Consider the following 17,675-nt stretch of genomic DNA (forward strand, 5'->3'; position numbering starts at 1 on the left):
TAAGTCTCTATTTTGATTTTGGCTTTTTGTAAATAGGTACCGCACTACACGCCTCGCCATACATCAGACTGGACACAATAGGACTCAATAAACGAGTGATTTCGACATAGGCATATTCTGGCACCGGAAACCGACCACAACCTTTAATAATCACTTTTTGGTCTTTATATTTTTTTAAATCAATCTTTGAAAGGGCTTGCTGAAAAAGGTGGTTTTCTAAATGTGACAAATCACCAAACACAAGATTCTTAGCATTGGGCTCTAAGGCTGAAGACAATAGCATATAGGCCCAAGTTGGCACAATAGCATCTACACTACAGTGTACGGCTACATTTTTGTTTTTGTAATCCTCCCAATTGTGCTCCTTTACAAATGCCCTAAAATCCTTTTCTCGGAGCACCAGTTCATTAAACAATTGATCCTTAATGTCAATCTGTACGCGAGGAGACTGATCATAATACTGCTCCAAATCGAAATTGATCAATGCACTTTGTGCTACCCTATTTACTATTTCGCCTTCCATTATTTGAATGATGATGCGGTTCTAAACTCTTTTAAATAAAACGGCTCGAAGCTAATTACGTTTTCGAAAGACTCAGTTTTATATTTCTTAAAAGCCAACAATGCCACTTCTTCAGCTGACGGCACTATATGGTCAACAAAGTACGCATTCTGATGAGTAATCACTTCTTTGGATTTGTCTGAGCCATCTCCAAAAAATAAGACCTTTTGGCTATTAAGGATGTCTTCATAAGCGTAGTCTTCCAAAATGACCGGAGCCGTTGGCTTAATTGTGTTAAAATCTTTATCAAAAAGTGCTGAGTAAACTTCCATCCGACGTGCATCCAACATGGGACAATACACCACGTCGTCTGTTGATCTTCTATACATTTGATAAGCCATCGCTTCTAACGTATTCACTGCGATCAATGGAATGTCTAGCGCCAAGCACAAACCCTTTGCCGCCGATACTCCAATACGCAACCCAGTGTATGATCCAGGACCTTCAGCTACCGCCACAGCAGACAATTCATTCATTTTACAACCGGCATTGCCCATCATTTGTTCGATCATCACATGCAATAAACTTGAATGCGATTTCTCTATAGAATATAGTTGTGATCCAACAAGAAGTCCGTTTTTCAACAAGGCCACAGAGCCACTGCTGCTAGATGTATCTATACCAAGTATTAAAGACACTGAATTAAAGTTTATTGATTTAAAATTTTTGAATAAGCTTGGGCATCTGCAAGTATTTTTGCTGCCTCCAAAACTGCTGGATCATGATCCAAGCTAGCCTCTAACATCCCTTTATGAAAATAATATCTACTTACAATTTCTTCTTCAAGCATGAATTTGATGTCGTCTTTGAAAGTAGTTAGGTAGTTTTCTTTTAAGGTCGTCACCTTGGCCCTTAGCTTTTCTATGGATGGTTTCATACCGTCATAATATTTTTCCTTCTTGGCCATCTCTTCTAGTGCTTTAATTGCATCATCCATCTGTGAGGAAAGGTTGAATTCTTTTCCTTTAACCCAAGTTTTAAATGCTTCATATTCATTGTCGCTCAACTCAAATTTTCTGGGCAAAGCGATCTTTTCATGGCTATAGGCATACTCAGTTGCGTAATCAAAGATTAAATTCTGACTCACCATGTTGTACAGTAAGTTCGAGAATTTTTGAGGAGCTACTTGGATATCAGGTTCTATCCCGCCACCATCGTATACCATTCTTCCTTTACTTGTTTTGAATGCTACTTTTAGTGAATCAGGGATTTTGCCTACACTCCCATCTTCATTTCTATGCGAATAGTCAATCGCTTGAATACATCTTCCGCTAGGAATGTAATATTTCGCTGTTGTAATCTTAAGTTGTGCATTGTAAGGCAAAGGTCGTGTGGTCTGTACCAACCCTTTACCAAAAGTTCTTGTACCTACCAAAACACCTCGATCATAATCCTGAACGACTCCTGATACAATTTCAGCAGCTGAAGCAGTCGCTCTACTCGTTAAAATCGCCAAAGGAATCTCACCATCTGCAGTGGCGTATGGCGTATTATATGTTTTGTTCGAGGATGTAATTTTACCTTTAGTACTTACTACTTCTTTGCCCTGTTCAACAAATACATTTGCCACCTTTACTGCTTCACCTAGCAATCCGCCAGGATTATCCCTTAGGTCCAATATAATCTTGGTCGCTCCGGCTCTTTTTAAACTATCTAAGGCATTTTTCACTTCACTTCCGGCATCGGTAGTGAAATCTGTCAATTTTATGAATCCAGTAGTTGCATCGTACATCCCGTAAAACATTACATTGTCTATCGTTATTTTAGACCGTTCCAATGTAACATCAAATGGTTTGTCTTTACCATAGCGCTTAACCGTCAATACTATTTCCGACCCAGGTTGTCCTTTAAGCAATTCACTTATTTCTGATGAAGATTTTCCCTCAAGGTTCTGATGATCTATTTCTAATATTTCGTCACCAATTTTCAATCCTGCGGTGTGCGCCGGATAACCAACATAAGGCATAATGACTGTATTTGCCTCTTTTCGTTGGCCAACAATGGCTCCAATACCGCCATATTCACCAGTGGTGGCTGTACGGTAATCTTCGATGTCACTTTCAGAAATAAAAGCTGCATAGGGATCAAGAGACTTCAACATGGCATCGATGCCATCTCCGATCAGTTCTTCACTAGAAATTTCATCTACGTAATGGAGATTCAATTCCCTAAAAAGGGTGGTGAAAATATTAAGGTTGCGAGATATTTCGAAGCTATTGTCTCCTCTGAGCCAAGTAAATGAGAATAACCCAACAAGCAAGGAAATACCGACTACACCTACAACTATTCTCTTCATATCTAATGAAATTTACTTATTCAATTTGGACTTTAAACGCCCAAAAGAATCGACAAGTTTGGATTCTACAAAACTATATGGATGAATCTCTTTACCAATGTAAATATAGGCAATCAACAAATATTTACCGTCAGGCAAGAGCTCATCGAGAAGATGCTTATTTAGTCGATACGATTCACGGATCAATCGTTTGATTCGATTACGATCAACAGCTCTTTTGAAATTCCTTTTGGAAACACTTACCATGAACTGATGGCATGTAGCATTTTCATCTGCCAGAAGAAACCTAACAGAGAAGGGATAAAAATAAAAAGATGCTCCCTTGGCAAAAAGAGCATCAATTAATTTTTTACTACTCAATCTTTCCTGTTTGGGAAAGGAGTATTTTCTATATGTATGATTTGTTCCTTCCATTAAGAAGGAATAAAGCTAACCAAGATTCTTATTTCTTGTGCTTTCTTTCGTCAGAGACTGTCAGTTTTTTTCTGCCTTTAGCTCTTCTTCTTTTCAAAACAGCTCTGCCGGCCGCATCTTCCATTCTGGCTTTAAAACCGTGCTTATTTCTTCTTTTTCGCTGAGAAGGTTGAAATGTTCTTTTCATCTTATATAGTATTTTTTATCTCTAGATTTCCAAATGCCCCTAACTACTCTTCTGACGCAGCTTGAAAAAATGGAGTGCAAAAATAGAGAGCTTTTTGACAATAACAAAGTCTGAATCAGATAGTTTGGGTAAGAATGCATAATAAAAGTATGCGTTCTTGATATATCTGTTCCAAATCCCGAATATTTGCGCAAACAAAGACAAAATTATGATTGATTGCCACGTTTCATTTCCGAATCCATTAACCCATCTTTTACACATCGAACTGAAATTTGATGTGAGCAACCAATCACTAGTCGATTTTATTCTACCCACTTGGCGTCCTGGCAGATACGAACTAGCGCCATTTGTAGAAAACATTCAAAAATTCAAACCTATGGATGAGAACGGCCAACCTCTCCTATGGGAAAAGACACGACCTAACATCTGGACCGTTGAAAGCGGAGATTCAAAAGAAATAACCATCAGCTATCAGTACTACGCCAACAAAATGGATGCAGGCAATTCTGTTTTAGATGATCGCCAGATTTACATCAATTTCATCAACTGCATCCTATACACTAAAACTCACAGTAAAATTCCGATCAATCTTTCTATAGATATTCCACAAGAATACTTAGTAAGCTGTAGTCTTGAACAAACGGCAGTTGGAAGCTTTCAAGCGAATGACTATTTGCAATTGGTAGACTCACCGCTATTGGCTAGCTCTGATCTGAAAATTCTAAAGTACGCCGTAGAGGATTACAACTTTTCTATAGCGATTCTAGGGGCTTGCCCTTTTCCAGATGAAAAAATTATTGAAGTTTTCAAGAGATTTACCGAGTCGCAAATAGCGACCATGGGAGGGTTTCCAACGCAACAGTACGATTTCATTGTACAGTCATTGGACTACACCCACTACCATGGCGTAGAACACCAAAATTCTACCATACTAGTTTTAGGTCCGAATGATGAAGCCCACAAAGACGCTTATTACGAAAAATTGATGGGAGTAGCCTCTCATGAACTATTTCACACCTGGAATGTAACCCGTATTCGTCCAAAGGAAATGTCGCCCTATCAGTTCGACAAGGAAACCATGACCAAGACTGGTTTCGTGACAGAAGGGTTCACCACCTACTACGGCGATCTATTTTTGAAACAATCTGGTGTTTTCAATCAATCGGAATACTTCAAAGAGCTGAACACCTTTTTTGATAGGCATTTCGAGAATTACGGAAGACTCGAAAGTACTTTAATTCAATCCAGTCAAAATTTGTGGGTGGATGGATACAAAAATTTATTTCCTTCTAAGAAGGTCAGTATCTATGTGAAAGGGGCCCTTTGTGCTTTGATTTTAGATCTGACCATTCGCAAAAACACTAACAATGATGCCTCGCTAATTGACGTTGTAAAAAAACTGTACGAAAACCACACTTATCAGCAAGGCGGCTACACACAGCAACAGGTTTATGAAATATTAGGGCACACAGGAGGCGCAGCACTGAAACCACTTTTGCATACGCTATATGAAACCACGGAGAGTCTTGACGACCATCTAAAAGAAGTACTGAAAACCGTAGGTTGCGAACTAAAACCAAAGGTTCATGCCAATGAATTAACCAGCAAAATTGGCATAAAATGGCAGGGCAATAAAATCACTGAAATAGCTCCAGGAAGTCATACAGAAGAATATTTATCTGTGGGTGATGAAATCCTAGCGCTTAATAGCGTCCAATTCAAAGACGAAGGAATGTCGATCTATAATCAGAATGAATTCAAGATAAAAAGAGGAGCCAGAACATTTGATATTATAGTACCTACAACTGCGTCTGCCTATTATAATTCTTATAAAATAGAAGTTCAAAAGAATGCCTCGCAAGAACAATTGAAAAATTTATCTCTTTGGTTAGGAAATATTTAGAAATAAATTTTGGCTCAGAGGCTAAAAACTTACATTTGCTCATGCTTTACTATGTGGTGAATATTAATGGGTCTTTTCTAAGATGAATTTCAAAGCGTTGCTGGTAAGATTTCTAGTATGGCGATTAAAGCATATTAGCAACAACAACTTCACCTTGATGCTGAGCGGAATAGTAGGGCTAATTGCAGGTTTAGCTGCAGTGACACTCAAAGAATCCGTCCATTTCATTCAGGCCATTCTCAAAAACTACATCTACACCTCCGGGTTCGACTTCTTATACCTGTTTTATCCACTAGCCGGAATTGTCCTTACCATGGTCATTTCTCGATATATTCTAAAAGAAAAACTAGGGCACGGGATAACACAGATCCTATTTGTAATCTCGAAACGATCCAGTATCGTCAAACGATCGATGATGTATTCTCGAATGATAACTAGTGCGATCACCGTAGGATTTGGAGGCTCTGTAGGACTAGAGGCACCTATCGTAGTTACCGGCTCTGCCATTGGATCGAATCTGGCTACGCTCACCCACCTTAACTACAAAAAAAGGACCTTACTAATTGCCTGCGGAGCATCAGGAGCCATTTCTGCGATCTTTAACTCCCCTATCGCAGGTGTAATTTTTGCTATTGAAGTTATTCTTACGGACGTAACTATCAATAAATTCATACCTATTCTGCTTTCATCGGTTACGGGATCGTTGGTTTCTCTTTCACTTTTGGGGGATGACTTATTATTTTCTTTTAAACTAAAAGACCCTTTTTTAGCTGAGCATGTCCATTACTACATTTTTCTCGGCATCGCCTGTGGAATTGTATCCGTGCACTTTACTCGATTGACTTATGTCATTGAGCGGTGGATCAAAAAAGTTACTAATGACTGGAGTAGAGCAATGGTCGGAGGAATCGGATTGGCGCTTATTGTACTTACCTTCCCTCCCATCTATGGCGAGGGCTATGACACCATCAAGCAGTTGCTCAATGGCAACGATGATATTATTTTCAACAATAGCCTGATCTACGGCGGAACAGACAAAACGCTTCTCATTATCATTCTATTGTTTGCCATTCTTGTGGTCAAACCAGTAGCTTCAGCCTTAACCATTGGCTCTGGTGGAAGTGGAGGAATATTTGCACCTTCCCTTTTTATGGGAGGCATCGCCGGCTACCTATTTGCTAAAACAGTTAATTTCATCTTACCGGTCACGATTAGCAGTAGTAATTTCACTTTGGTCGCCATGTGCGGCGTAATGAGCGGCGTGCTCCATGCACCACTTACCGCTATATTTTTGATTGCAGAAATAACTGGCGGTTACGAACTCTTTGTCCCTCTCATGCTAGTAAGCGCCATCTCATTTATCACTATTAGCTATTTTGAAAAACACTCGTTGTATACCAAGAGTCTAATTGAAAAAGGAGACCTCATTAAGCACGATAAAGATCGACAGGTGCTTAGTCTGATGAAGGTAGACAAAATCATAGAATCAGATTTGCTAACCATCATGTATGATGCGAAACTAGAGGACATGATTAAGTTGATCAAAAAATCTAAACGAAACATTTTTCCTGTATTAAACTATGTCGGCGGCTTAGAAGGCATCATTACTTTGGATGATATTCGAGAAAAGATGTTTGATGAAGAAGCCCGCAAGAACATTGTAGTAAAAGAAATCATGCAACTACCTCCAGCCGAAGTTCATCCGGATGATTCTATGCAAACAGTGATGAACAAGTTTGAGATTACGCAGGCATGGAACCTGCCTGTAATCGATGAGGGACAGTATATTGGCTTTTTATCCAAATCTCGTATTTTTAATGCCTACCGAAAAAAACTGATTAATCAAGACAAAGAATAAAAAGTTTAATTTCTCATTCTTTGTACTATTCTTTGATTTCAGATGCTGATATTTTGTAACAAGCCTTCCTTTTCCACAATTTCACAAAGCCCGAATATATATAATTAATTAAATTACAGATAGTTACATGCATTCAATTCAATGATGTGGATAACTTTCAATTTTGTGGATAACTTTTATCAATTCTTTAGATAGTACTATTTACTGAACGATTATATGTTTGTACAGCATTTTTGCAACTATCTATTTTTGAGTACGTTACGATATTTTACAGATAAACAGCTATTTCTATCGTCTATGAAAAGACACAAAAAATTACTTCTGATTGTCATTCTTTTTTTATGTTTTGTTGGAAATAAATCCCTCGCTCAAAGCATTGAAGTTATTAAATACCCAGACTTAGCCAAGCTGATCAATACGCCTTCCGAAAAACACAAAGTAATTAACTTCTGGGCCACTTGGTGTCGGCCATGCGTAAAGGAATTACCACAATTCCTGGAATTATACGAAAAGTACAATGATGAAAACCTAGAGCTGAGTTTGATTAGCTTCGATTTTGTTGAAGATTTAGAGAACAAGTTGAAACCATTCGTTGACAAAAAAAACATTGAGGCTAAAGTGTATCTCTTGGATGAAACTGACTACAATGCCTTTATCGATAAAGTAGATCCATCTTGGAGTGGGGCAATTCCTGCCACCTTACTTGTAGCAAAAGGAAACTCAAAAAGAAAGTTTATAGAAAAAGAATTCACGGAAGACGAACTAGAAAAAGTCTATCTGAACTTTATTAAATAACACGATTATGAAGAAAAATATACTTTTAGTTTTTGGTTTAGTTGCCGTAGCAGCCATGCTCTTTGCTAGTGGCAACAAAGAAAAAATCGTAAAACCTAAAATTGGTTTTAATGTCGGGGACAAAGCCACCGATTTCAAATTAAAAAATGTAGATGGACGCACTATTTCCATGGCAGACTACAAAGAGGCCAAAGGATACATTGTGGTTTTCACTTGCAACACATGTCCTTTTTCAAAAATGTATGAAAAAAGAATTGATCTACTGAATCAGAAATATGAGTCAAAAGGGTATCCTGTTATTGCCATCAATTCAAACGATGTCACCAAACAGCCTGGTGATTCCTTCGACGAGATGGTTAAACGGTCTAACGACAAAGGATATTCATTCCCCTATCTATACGACGAAAGTCAAGCGGTAGCCACGGCTTATGGTGCCACACGCACCCCTCATGTTTACGTCCTCAATAAAAATTTAAAAGTCTCTTACATAGGAGCCATAGATGACAACCATAAAGACGCAAAGGCAGTAACCAAAAAATATGTTGAAGATGCAGTAGACAGCATGCTTGCAGGTAAAGCGGTGAAAACCAGCTCAACCAAAGCCATTGGCTGCACGATAAAATGGAAGGACGTTTAAGCGTCTTTTTTCTGATAATACAATGTTGAGCAATTGGTTTTGTTCAACATTTTTTTTGCCTCAGCAATTAATCCATCCTCAGTAACGGCATTAATAGCTTCTGTTCCTTTATTGACCAAATCTGTGTCTCCAAGCAAAGTATAATAAGCCAAACTCATCGCTCGATTAAGTAATTCTACTTCAGAAAAGACATGAGAAGATTCTGCTTGCATTTTTACTTTTTCTAATTCCTCTGACTTCAACCCGTCTCGCAATACGGCTTCAATTTCAGCGTCAACTACCTGATCTACTTCCTCGAACGTAACTTGATCCTTCAGTTTGCCTGAAATCACCAACAATCCTGGTTCGATTGATCCGGTGATGCTCGCACTTATTGAGTTTAGAAGTTTTGATTCCTTCACCAGTTTAGCATATAGTCGAGAAGACTTCCCTCTTCCTAAAACATCACTTAAAAGGTCAATCGTATGATATTTTTTGTGTAGCCTTTCCGGCATATGATAAGCTCGGTAGAAGGCATTCATCGGCACGTTTCCTTCCACGGTTTGGCTACGCTCTTCTGCCTGTGTTGGTTCCTGTGGTAAATTTCTATGGTATGGCTCACCAGCTGGAATAGGTGCAAACCACTTTTCAGCTAGCGTTTTGACCTGTTCCAAAGTAACATCTCCCGCTACCACCAATATGGCATTGTTGGGTATGTAAAATTTCTTGAAGAAAGCCTTCACATCCTCCATGGTGGCGTCTTCTATATGTGAGATTTCTTTCCCAATCGTGTTCCATCGGTAAGGATGGACCTTATATGCCATTGGTTTCATATTAAGCCAAGCATCACCGTAAGGTTGATCAAGATACCTTTGTTTAAACTCTTCAATCACCACCTTTCGCTGCACCTCCAACGACTGTGGATCGAAGGCTAAGCTGAGCATTCGATCAGATTCTAACCAAAAGGCAGTTTCAATATTATTAGAAGGAATAGAAATGTAATAATTGGTATAATCGGGAGTGGTGAAGGCATTATTCTCTCCTCCAACTTTCTGCAAGGGCTCATCGTAAGAAGGAATGTTCACAGAGCCACCAAACATCAGGTGCTCAAACAAATGAGCAAAGCCTGTCTTATTTTCATCTTCATCTCTGGATCCAACATTATACAGTACATTGAGTACAGCCACTTTCGTAGAATGATCTTCATGGACTACTACTTGAAGCCCATTATCCAAAACAAATTTTTCGTATTTCATAGTTTTCCTTCTGGCCGTAAAAATAGAACTCAATGAGGGAATCTATACTATATTGATACATTCAATAAAATTTCTCTTTGAGCCCTTGCCAACTCAACCAAACTGTTAGATTTGTGATTGGCTCGTCCACAAACAATTGTTAAGCAACCCAATACTTACCCGATGAAATTTGATCGAAAGGAACTTACCGACCAACAACTTCTTTCATTTTATAAAGACCTATTACTTCCAAGACTCATAGAGGAGAAAATGTTGATTTTACTACGTCAAGGCAAAATCAGCAAGTGGTTCTCCGGCATGGGACAAGAAGCTATTTCGGTTGGATCTGCCTTGGCGATGGAGCAAGATGAATATATCCTGCCTATGCATCGCAACTTAGGCATATTCACTACAAGGAAAATTCCATTGAATCGGTTATTCGCCCAGTTTCAGGGTAAAGCCAGTGGATTTACGCAAGGAAGAGATCGCTCCTTTCATTTTGGCTCAAAAGAACACCACTTGGTGGGAATGATATCTCACCTTGGCCCTCAGCTCGGAATTGCCGACGGAATCGCGTTGGCTCACAAACTCAGAAAAAACAAGAAGTCCACACTGGTTTTCAGTGGAGACGGAGGGGCCAGCGAAGGAGATTTTCACGAAGCATTAAATGTAGCTTCTGTATGGCAGCTACCCGTCATATTTGTAGTGGAGAACAATTGCTGGGGCTTGAGCACGCCGAGTAACCAACAATTCAACTTTGACTCCTTTACTCAAAAAGGCCCGGGTTATGGCATCAAAACCAAACAGGTCGATGGAAATAATCTTTTGGAAGTCTATCATGCCATCTCTGAAGCTTCAAAGTCAATAAAGAAGAAACCAGAGCCGTTCTTGGTCGAATGCATGACGTTTAGAATGAGAGGTCATGAAGAAGCCAGCGGGACAAAGTATTACCCAGAAGGTCTACAAGACCAATGGTCGAAAAAAGACCCTGTAGACAACTACGAGAAATTCTTGACCAAAGAGAAAGTGCTCAGCAAGAAACTCAAGTCAGAGATTGAAGGGGAGATAAAAAAGGCAATAGATGAAGGTTATAAAAAAGCCAATGAAGAAGATGCGGTGTCTGTTTCTACAGAGAAAGAGCTGAACGACCTCTTCTCGCCTTTCGAGCAAAAAATAATCGCTCCGAAGTCTAAAAAACAATCGGACAAACGATTTGTAGATGCCATTTCAGATGGGTTGCGACAAAGCATGGAGAAATATTCAGAAATGGTACTCATGGGTCAGGATATTGGTAAGTATGGTGGTGTATTCAAGATAACCGAAGGATTTGTAGATCAATTTGGCGAAGAAAGAGTGCGCAATACTCCGCTTTGCGAATCCGCTATTATAGGTAGTGCTTTGGGTCTTTCTATCCAGGGAATTAAATCAATGGTCGAAATGCAATTCGCTGATTTCGTTACTTGCGGATTCAATCAGATCATTAACAATCTGGCCAAAATTCATTGGCGATGGGGACAAAATGCCGATGTAGTTGTACGTATGCCTACTGGAGCTGGCGTAGCAGCAGGCCCTTTCCATTCTCAATCGAACGAAGCTTGGTTTTTTCATACGCCTGGTTTGAAAATCGTCTACCCTTCCAATCCATATGATGCTAAAGGGTTATTGAATGCAGCGATTGAAGACCCAAACCCTTATTTGTTTTTTGAACATAAAGCGCTGTATAGAGCACTTTCAGAAGAGATTCCTGACGACTACTATACCGTCGAGGTGGGTAGCGCTAACTTGGTGCAAGAGGGGTCTGACCTTTCAGTAATTACGTATGGTATGGGCGTACACTGGGCAAAGGAGATCACCAAACAACTTGACATAGATGCTGATGTCTTAGACTTAAGAACATTACTCCCTTGGGATAAGGAAGCTATTGCAACCACAGTCAACAAGACCAATAAAGTGATCATCCTTCACGAAGACTGTTTGACTGGTGGCATCGGTGCAGAATTAGCTGCCTGGATTAGTGAACATCACTTCCAAGATCTCGACGCTCCAGTGATGAGGGAAGGAAGCCTAGACACGCCAGTGCCTTTCGCTGCGAATCTTGAACAGAATTTTTTACCCAAAGACCGTTTTAAAAACAAATTAAAAGCCCTTTTAGAATACTAAGCCCCTAACTTTGTAGCCTCTTATATTGAGTTCAATATATTTGTTAACTTCCCGTTTATATTGCGTAGAGAGGATATATGTTAAACAAGCGCTGGTATGTTTTTTTATTATTCGTAGGCCTAATAGTAGCCTCGGCACATACCTCCTACGCGCAACTTTTAACTGATCGAAACAAGCTTAAAACCGCTAGAAGGGAAACTGGTTTTCTTCAACACAAAAAGAAAGCTAAAATCAAGGGGCCAAGTGGCAAACACAAAACCATCGCAGCCGGAAAAACTAAGTATTCCAAGACATCAAGTAAGGAAGGCTCCAGTCGAGGCATAAATCCTAAATATTCTGTAGCTAATGCCGGTCAGGTAAAGGGTAATAAAATTAGTCCTAGATACTCGGTAGCTAACGCAGGCCAAGTTAAGAGCAAGAAGGTTAATCCACGGTATTCTGTAGCCAATGCCGGACAGGTAAAAGGTAAAAAAATAAATATTCGATACACTCAGAGCCATGCCGGTGCAGGTATGGATAGAAAAGTTAGTCCTAGATACTCCGTGTTGAATGCAGGGCAGGTTAAGGGCAAGAAGATCAATCCACGATTTACTATTGCAAATGCAGGAAATGTAAAATCGAAAAAAATAAGTCCTCGATTCACTCAGACCAACGCAGGAGAAGTAAAAGGAAAAAATATCAATCCACGATATTCGCAATGGAAACAAGCTGGCAAAGTGGTAGTGGTAAAACCAAGATTTACCGTGCCTCCAACTTATAGCCGAACCAAGCCAGCCGGAAATCGAAACAAAGGCTTTTTGCCTAATTTCAACTTGTACAGAAAACCTGCCAAACACAAAGCAGGCCCGAATTCACAGTACGCTGGTGTGATGAAAAACAAATATCAAAAACCTTTGGCTGTGGGTGATCACAATCAAAATATCAAGAGCTATACCAAGTTCTCCAATCGAAATTTGCGCTTCTCTCCCAATGCTCAAATGGCCAACTATGAGTTGAAGACTAAAAAAAGACGGAAGAAGAGCAGTATGCACCCAAGTGCTAATTATCTCTCAGCCAAATATTATAAGAGCCGTTCAGTTCGAAATACCAAAAGAAAGTTTAATGTGGTATGGGTTCGCATGAACGGGAACAAAATCCAACCTGACGCTGTTAAGAAAAAAACTAAAAAAGCTAAGTTCGATAAAGACGAAATCGATATTTGGAATAATTAATTATGAATTGGAATCAACTAACAGCTAAAGATCAAATAGATCAGATCAAAGCTAATTCTTCAAACCAACCCGCTCTTATTTTCAAACACAGTACAAGATGCAGCATCAGCGCTATGGCCGAAAATAGATTGGAAAGAGCATGGAATACAGAAGAAATTTCAACCATGGAAATTTACCACCTGGATTTGATCCAGCATAGAGATATATCTGATTATATCGCGAGCACGTTCAACATACCACACGAATCGCCACAAGTCTTGATTATATCCGACGGTGAGTGCGTCTATCACAATTCACACATGGGCATTGCGTACCACGAAATCAAAAGAATATTTGACTCTTTAATTACCGCCTAAATTAGGATTCTTCCTTTTCCAGTGAACAAATCATATGGGCCAGTTTTTTGGCCTTTTTTCCATACATCAAGTGAATCATGTAGAAAGTGATCGGAATAGCCACAAGTAATCCGCACGCCATACCAATAATGAATGATTCTGGGTTTGTTGAGAATTTGACATAAAAGTCATCGCCATCCAAATATAAAACCACACCCATCATTAAGGGCACTAAGACAATAGATGCTATTTTATAATGAAGGATAAACCTTTTCACCATTTTTTGAATGGTATAAAGGTAGGCCAGCACCGAACTGTCAATCTCCTCTTTCTTTATGCTATCTATCAAATTTCGGTAGTAGAAGTAAAACAGCAAATCTAGAATCAACAATCCTACTCCTATAGTCCATTGATCAGAAAAGATCATACCCAAACCAATACTTGTAAGCACTACAAGATTGATCCAAAGTTCAAAGGATAGAGTCTTTATAAATCTATACACTAGGCTATCGGACCCCTTTCGAATCATTTCTTCGATTTGCGGCTCACTGAATGCTTTCACATTCTTGGCATCACCTTGCTTCCAAATGTCCTTAATGTCCAAATCTTTCATCGATGATCTTTTTAAGTTGTGCCTTTACTCTATTCACTTTGGCGCCCACATTGGTAACAGTAATACCCAAAATTTCTGCCATTTCCTTGTAGCTTTTTTCCTCTAGGTAAAGAAGAATAATGGCTCGATCAGATTCTCTTAAAAGCTTTATTGCCTTATAGAGCTCCTGCACTCTTTCCTCTTGTAGTGCACTATCTTCATCCACTACATCCGGGATTTCTCTGTTTTCAGTTGGAATGGTTCTTTTCTTACTTCGAAGTTGCGACAAGCAAACATTCAAACACACCCGGTATGTCCATGTGCTCAGCTTCGAAGCGCCTCGAAATGTATCAAATGAACGCCACAATTGGACAATGCACTCTTGATAATAGTCATTGAAATCATCGGTACTATCCGTATATATCCGACAGACCTTCGCAATGATGCGATGGTTGTTATCCAAAAATCCCTGAAAGTCAGATTTCATATACGATTGATTTCAAGAAGGTAGGTTGATGGGAATTGTATTTTATTACAAACTACCTATTATTTTATTGGCATTCGCTCAAACGGTTTGTTTCTATCGAATAGATAACGATACGTATGATGAGTTTTTCCAATCTCTCCTCCTACCTGCTTCACTACCAAAATCATTTTTCGATTGAAATCACCTATCCAGTTCATTTCTAATATAGGATAACGCTTGTAGTCCTTCTGAACCATTTGTGCTGTGGCCATAACCAATGCGCCATCCAGTCCCTTACCCTGATGAGCAGGCGCCACACCAAACACCAATCCGAGCATTTTCTTATTGGTCTTTCGCCATTTGTGCCAAACGAATTTGAGTTTACCGATCAGGTCCAATTTGCCATTGACATGTTTGAAGATTTGATTGACTTCTGGTAGGTTGAGATAAAAAGCCACTGGCTCACCTTTGTAATAAGCAAACCAAATGATCTTCTCATCGATGATGGGTTTCATTTGCTTCATGATAGCCTGAGACTGCTCTTTGGACATCTCCGCTACACCGTCATGATTGGCCCAAGCCACATTATAGACTTGCCGAAAATCCTCTGTGTATTTCTCCAAATTACTCAACTTCATATGCTCAAAAGAATAATCTGGGTCTTTATTGAGTACGTCCGCTTTTTGCATAATCCGTGGATGAAATGGATCAAAGGTGTTTCTAATGAAGGTAAACTGCTTAAAATAGACTTGAAAACCGTAATTCTCAAACAGTTCTTGATAGTACGGAAATTGATAATTGCATTGGTAATTAGGCTCAATATCGAATCCATCGACGAGCAGCCCCCACCACTTGTCTCGATCACCAAAATTGATCGGACCATCCATGGCTTCCATTCCTTGTTCCTCCAGCCAAGCTTTGGCCGTATCAAACAACAGGTTGGCGGCTTGCTGATCATTGATGCATTCAAAAAAACCACAACCACCAGTAGGCTGGTCATTATCCTTATCTTTTATTTTATCATTGACAAAGGCTGCTATTCGACCAACAATCTGACCATCAGTTTTGAGTAACCAACGTTTGCATTTTCCCCATTTAAAAGTCTTATTCTTCTCTGTATCAAAAACAGCATGAACATCTTTATCTAAAGGACGTATCCAATTTTTTTCATTCTTATACAAGCGCACAGGCATTTCCACAAAATCCTGTTCCTCACGTTTGCTTTTTACCTCTATCAATTCCATGCCCTAAACTTAAACACACCATAGGGTATTGACAATATTTGAAGTATGAAGAAGAAAAATATCAAGTCTTTAGAAAAAAATTTCACCTTTTTATACCAAGCCTTTGGAAAAGATAAAAAGCAGTTTACTTTTGCAGACCATTACAAAATGGTCCGTTCGTCTAGGGGTTAGGACGCCAGGTTTTCATCCTGGTAACAGGGGTTCGATTCCCCTACGGACTACAGTAATAAAGGATGGAAAGTCATCCTTTTATTTTGAAATAATTTATAGTCCGTTCGTCTAGGATTAGGATCCTAGCCGGCCGCACCAGGTTTTAATCCTGGTAACAGGGGCGGTTGGCCGATGCCATCGATTCCCCTACGGACTACAAAAATTTGGAACGCCCGTCGTTCCTTTTTTATGACAAAGTAATGGTCCGTTCGTCTAGGGGTTAGGACGCCAGGTTTTCATCCTGGTAACAGGGGTTCGATTCCCCTACGGACTACAAAAGGAAGCTCAAAAGGCTTCCTTTTTTGTGTCCAATCATTGCCTTATAGACCTCTTCAAAAAGTAAGACGTTATGTGTTCCCTTGGCAGGTAAAAACTCTCGAGCTTGTTAACTAAGAGCAAACCTAACTGATAGCAGTTAACTCATTAGAAGGGCTCTCATGGAGCGAGGAATTTATCAAAGTCCTCCACCCTTTCGCAACAGATTTGTTCCATCACTTGCTGTAGCTGTGTTTTGAGCAAGTTAATAGCGTGATCTCCGCCTTGCGCACCTAGGGCTGCCACACTATACATGAAAGTTCGACCAAGAAAGCTGAACTCCGCTCCGCTGGCCATGGTTCGGGCAATATCAGGCCCTGATCTAAGCCCACTGTCCATCATCACCTTGATCTGGTTTTTGTAAGCTTTGGCAATCGACCTCAATGGATGGATGGTGGACTGACCAGCGTCTAGTTGTCTCCCACCATGGTTGGAAACAATGATACCATCCAACCCTAACTTTACTGCTTTTTCAGCGTCTTCCATACTCGCTACACCCTTCAAAACGATTTTCCCTTTCCACATGTCCCGGATCGGGGCTATTTTTTCTTCATTTAAGCGACCGGAAAACGTTTGATTCATATACAAACCCAACTGTTTCATATCCAATCCTTTAGGCATATAGGGCTTCAGTGTTTTAAATTCGGGCTGGCCATGAATCAACGTCCGCAATGCCCACTCCGGCCGAGTCATGATTTGCCTGATATTCCGAAATGTCATTCTAGGGGGCATGGCTAAACCATTGCGAATATCTCTGGGCCGAAAACCGAATGTGGGCACATCAGCCAACAGCACCAATACAGGACATTCGGCTGCAGCCGCTCTTTTGATCACACTGTCTCTTAACGCATCTTCGGCAGGGTGATACAACTGAAACCAAGCCTTCCCTTCTGTCAATTCACTCGCACGCTCGATATCCATCGTGGTGACCGTACTTAATATAAAAGGCACATTGTGCTTGTGTGCGGCTTTTGCCAATATTTCCGGAGCCTGAGGCCACATCAATCCTTGTAGGCCAACAGGTGCAATTCCGAATGGCGCATCATATACATGACCAAACAATTCAGTTTTCATCTCTGACCGAGTGTGTTTGGATAAATATTGGGGGATCAACTCTACCTCTCGAATTTCCCTAGTGTTTTTATCCAAATTAACATCTTCATTGCATCCACCATCCAAGTATTCGAATGCAAATTTTGGAATCTTCGTCTTGGCCCTATTTCTAAGGTCTTCAATGGATGGATAATTAGAATTGTATGTCAATTGCATCCTTAAT

At 39.9% G+C, this 17,675-nt stretch carries 17 protein-coding genes and 2 tRNA genes; 9 read left to right on the plus strand and 10 right to left on the minus strand.

Annotation, left to right across the window (positions count from 1 at the left end):
* Positions 1–7: 7 nt before the first annotated feature.
* The 5 genes from R8N23_RS18965 to rpmH are packed head-to-tail and all read right to left on the minus strand — an operon-like array spanning position 8 to position 3,459.
* Positions 8–523 (minus strand): DUF2480 family protein, encoded by a 516-nt coding sequence (locus tag R8N23_RS18965; protein ID WP_318173181.1) that lies wholly within the window; start codon positions 521–523, stop codon positions 8–10.
* Positions 523–1,200, minus strand: a complete 678-nt coding sequence (tsaB, locus tag R8N23_RS18970) for a tRNA (adenosine(37)-N6)-threonylcarbamoyltransferase complex dimerization subunit type 1 TsaB (RefSeq protein WP_318173182.1) — start codon at positions 1,198–1,200, stop codon at positions 523–525. The genes R8N23_RS18965 and tsaB overlap by 1 nt, the downstream gene beginning before the upstream one ends.
* Before the next feature lie 11 nt (positions 1,201–1,211).
* Positions 1,212–2,858 (minus strand): S41 family peptidase, encoded by a 1,647-nt coding sequence (locus R8N23_RS18975; protein ID WP_318173183.1) that lies wholly within the window; start codon positions 2,856–2,858, stop codon positions 1,212–1,214.
* A gap of 12 nt (positions 2,859–2,870) precedes the next feature.
* Positions 2,871–3,272 carry a ribonuclease P protein component gene (gene rnpA / locus R8N23_RS18980; protein ID WP_318173184.1) on the minus strand — a complete coding sequence of 134 codons (402 nt, stop codon included), beginning with the start codon at positions 3,270–3,272 and terminating at the stop codon, positions 2,871–2,873.
* 28 nt (positions 3,273–3,300) lie between these two features.
* On the minus strand, positions 3,301–3,459 hold the full coding sequence (rpmH, locus tag R8N23_RS18985) for a 50S ribosomal protein L34 (protein ID WP_318173185.1): 159 nt from the start codon (positions 3,457–3,459) through the stop codon (positions 3,301–3,303).
* Positions 3,460–3,667: 208 nt separating this feature from the next.
* On the opposite strand from rpmH, the gene R8N23_RS18990 reads away from it, so the two are divergent.
* The 4 genes from R8N23_RS18990 (at position 3,668) to R8N23_RS19005 (ending at position 8,652) form a co-directional block, all read left to right on the plus strand.
* A complete protein-coding gene (locus tag R8N23_RS18990; protein ID WP_318173186.1) occupies positions 3,668–5,362 on the plus strand; it encodes a M61 family peptidase in 1,695 nt (564 codons plus the stop codon).
* Between the two features lie 82 nt (positions 5,363–5,444).
* Positions 5,445–7,220 (plus strand): chloride channel protein, encoded by a 1,776-nt coding sequence (locus tag R8N23_RS18995; protein ID WP_318173187.1) that lies wholly within the window; start codon positions 5,445–5,447, stop codon positions 7,218–7,220.
* A 297-nt stretch (positions 7,221–7,517) separates the two neighbouring features.
* Positions 7,518–8,015: a TlpA disulfide reductase family protein gene (locus tag R8N23_RS19000; RefSeq protein WP_318173188.1), complete on the plus strand. Its 498-nt coding sequence runs from the start codon at positions 7,518–7,520 to the stop codon at positions 8,013–8,015.
* 7 nt (positions 8,016–8,022) lie between these two features.
* Positions 8,023–8,652, plus strand: coding sequence for a thioredoxin family protein (locus tag R8N23_RS19005; protein WP_318173189.1), 630 nt, complete (start codon positions 8,023–8,025; stop codon positions 8,650–8,652).
* Here R8N23_RS19005 and R8N23_RS19010 read toward each other — a convergent pair.
* A complete protein-coding gene (locus R8N23_RS19010) occupies positions 8,649–9,887 on the minus strand; it encodes a pitrilysin family protein (protein WP_318173190.1) in 1,239 nt (412 codons plus the stop codon). The two genes, R8N23_RS19005 and R8N23_RS19010, sit on opposite strands and share 4 nt — an antisense overlap.
* Positions 9,888–10,049: 162 nt before the next feature.
* Here R8N23_RS19010 and R8N23_RS19015 point away from each other — a divergent pair, with 162 nt between their 5' ends.
* The 3 genes from R8N23_RS19015 to ytxJ all read left to right on the plus strand — a co-directional run bounded on the left by R8N23_RS19015 (position 10,050) and on the right by ytxJ (position 13,593).
* Entirely contained in the window at positions 10,050–12,026 is a 1,977-nt protein-coding gene (locus R8N23_RS19015) for a dehydrogenase E1 component subunit alpha/beta (RefSeq protein ID WP_318173191.1), read from the plus strand.
* A 77-nt stretch (positions 12,027–12,103) separates the two neighbouring features.
* Positions 12,104–13,237: a hypothetical protein gene (locus R8N23_RS19020; protein ID WP_318173192.1), complete on the plus strand. Its 1,134-nt coding sequence runs from the start codon at positions 12,104–12,106 to the stop codon at positions 13,235–13,237.
* 2 nt (positions 13,238–13,239) lie between these two features.
* Positions 13,240–13,593: a bacillithiol system redox-active protein YtxJ gene (gene ytxJ / locus R8N23_RS19025; RefSeq protein ID WP_318173193.1), complete on the plus strand. Its 354-nt coding sequence runs from the start codon at positions 13,240–13,242 to the stop codon at positions 13,591–13,593.
* A 1-nt stretch (position 13,594) separates the two neighbouring features.
* Here the strand turns inward: ytxJ and R8N23_RS19030 are convergent, their stop codons facing one another.
* The 3 genes from R8N23_RS19030 to R8N23_RS19040 are packed head-to-tail and all read right to left on the minus strand — an operon-like array spanning position 13,595 to position 15,874.
* Positions 13,595–14,185: a hypothetical protein gene (locus R8N23_RS19030; RefSeq protein WP_318173194.1), complete on the minus strand. Its 591-nt coding sequence runs from the start codon at positions 14,183–14,185 to the stop codon at positions 13,595–13,597.
* Positions 14,166–14,651 (minus strand): RNA polymerase sigma factor, encoded by a 486-nt coding sequence (locus R8N23_RS19035; RefSeq protein WP_318173195.1) that lies wholly within the window; start codon positions 14,649–14,651, stop codon positions 14,166–14,168. Before R8N23_RS19035 ends, R8N23_RS19030 begins: the two co-directional genes overlap by 20 nt.
* Before the next feature lie 59 nt (positions 14,652–14,710).
* Positions 14,711–15,874 (minus strand): hypothetical protein, encoded by a 1,164-nt coding sequence (locus R8N23_RS19040; protein WP_318173196.1) that lies wholly within the window; start codon positions 15,872–15,874, stop codon positions 14,711–14,713.
* A 149-nt stretch (positions 15,875–16,023) separates the two neighbouring features.
* Between R8N23_RS19040 and R8N23_RS19045 the strand changes: the two genes are divergently transcribed.
* Both R8N23_RS19045 and R8N23_RS19050 read left to right on the plus strand, forming a co-directional pair.
* A tRNA-Glu gene (locus R8N23_RS19045) sits at positions 16,024–16,095 on the plus strand.
* 191 nt (positions 16,096–16,286) lie between these two features.
* Positions 16,287–16,358, plus strand: a tRNA-Glu gene (locus tag R8N23_RS19050).
* Positions 16,359–16,519: 161 nt separating this feature from the next.
* Here the strand turns inward: R8N23_RS19050 and R8N23_RS19055 are convergent.
* Positions 16,520–17,668, minus strand: a complete 1,149-nt coding sequence (locus R8N23_RS19055) for an alpha-hydroxy acid oxidase (protein WP_318173197.1) — start codon at positions 17,666–17,668, stop codon at positions 16,520–16,522.
* Between the last annotated feature and the right edge of the window lie 7 nt (positions 17,669–17,675).

It is taken from the genome of Reichenbachiella sp. (assembly GCF_033344935.1).
GTDB lineage: Bacteria > Bacteroidota > Bacteroidia > Cytophagales > Cyclobacteriaceae > Reichenbachiella.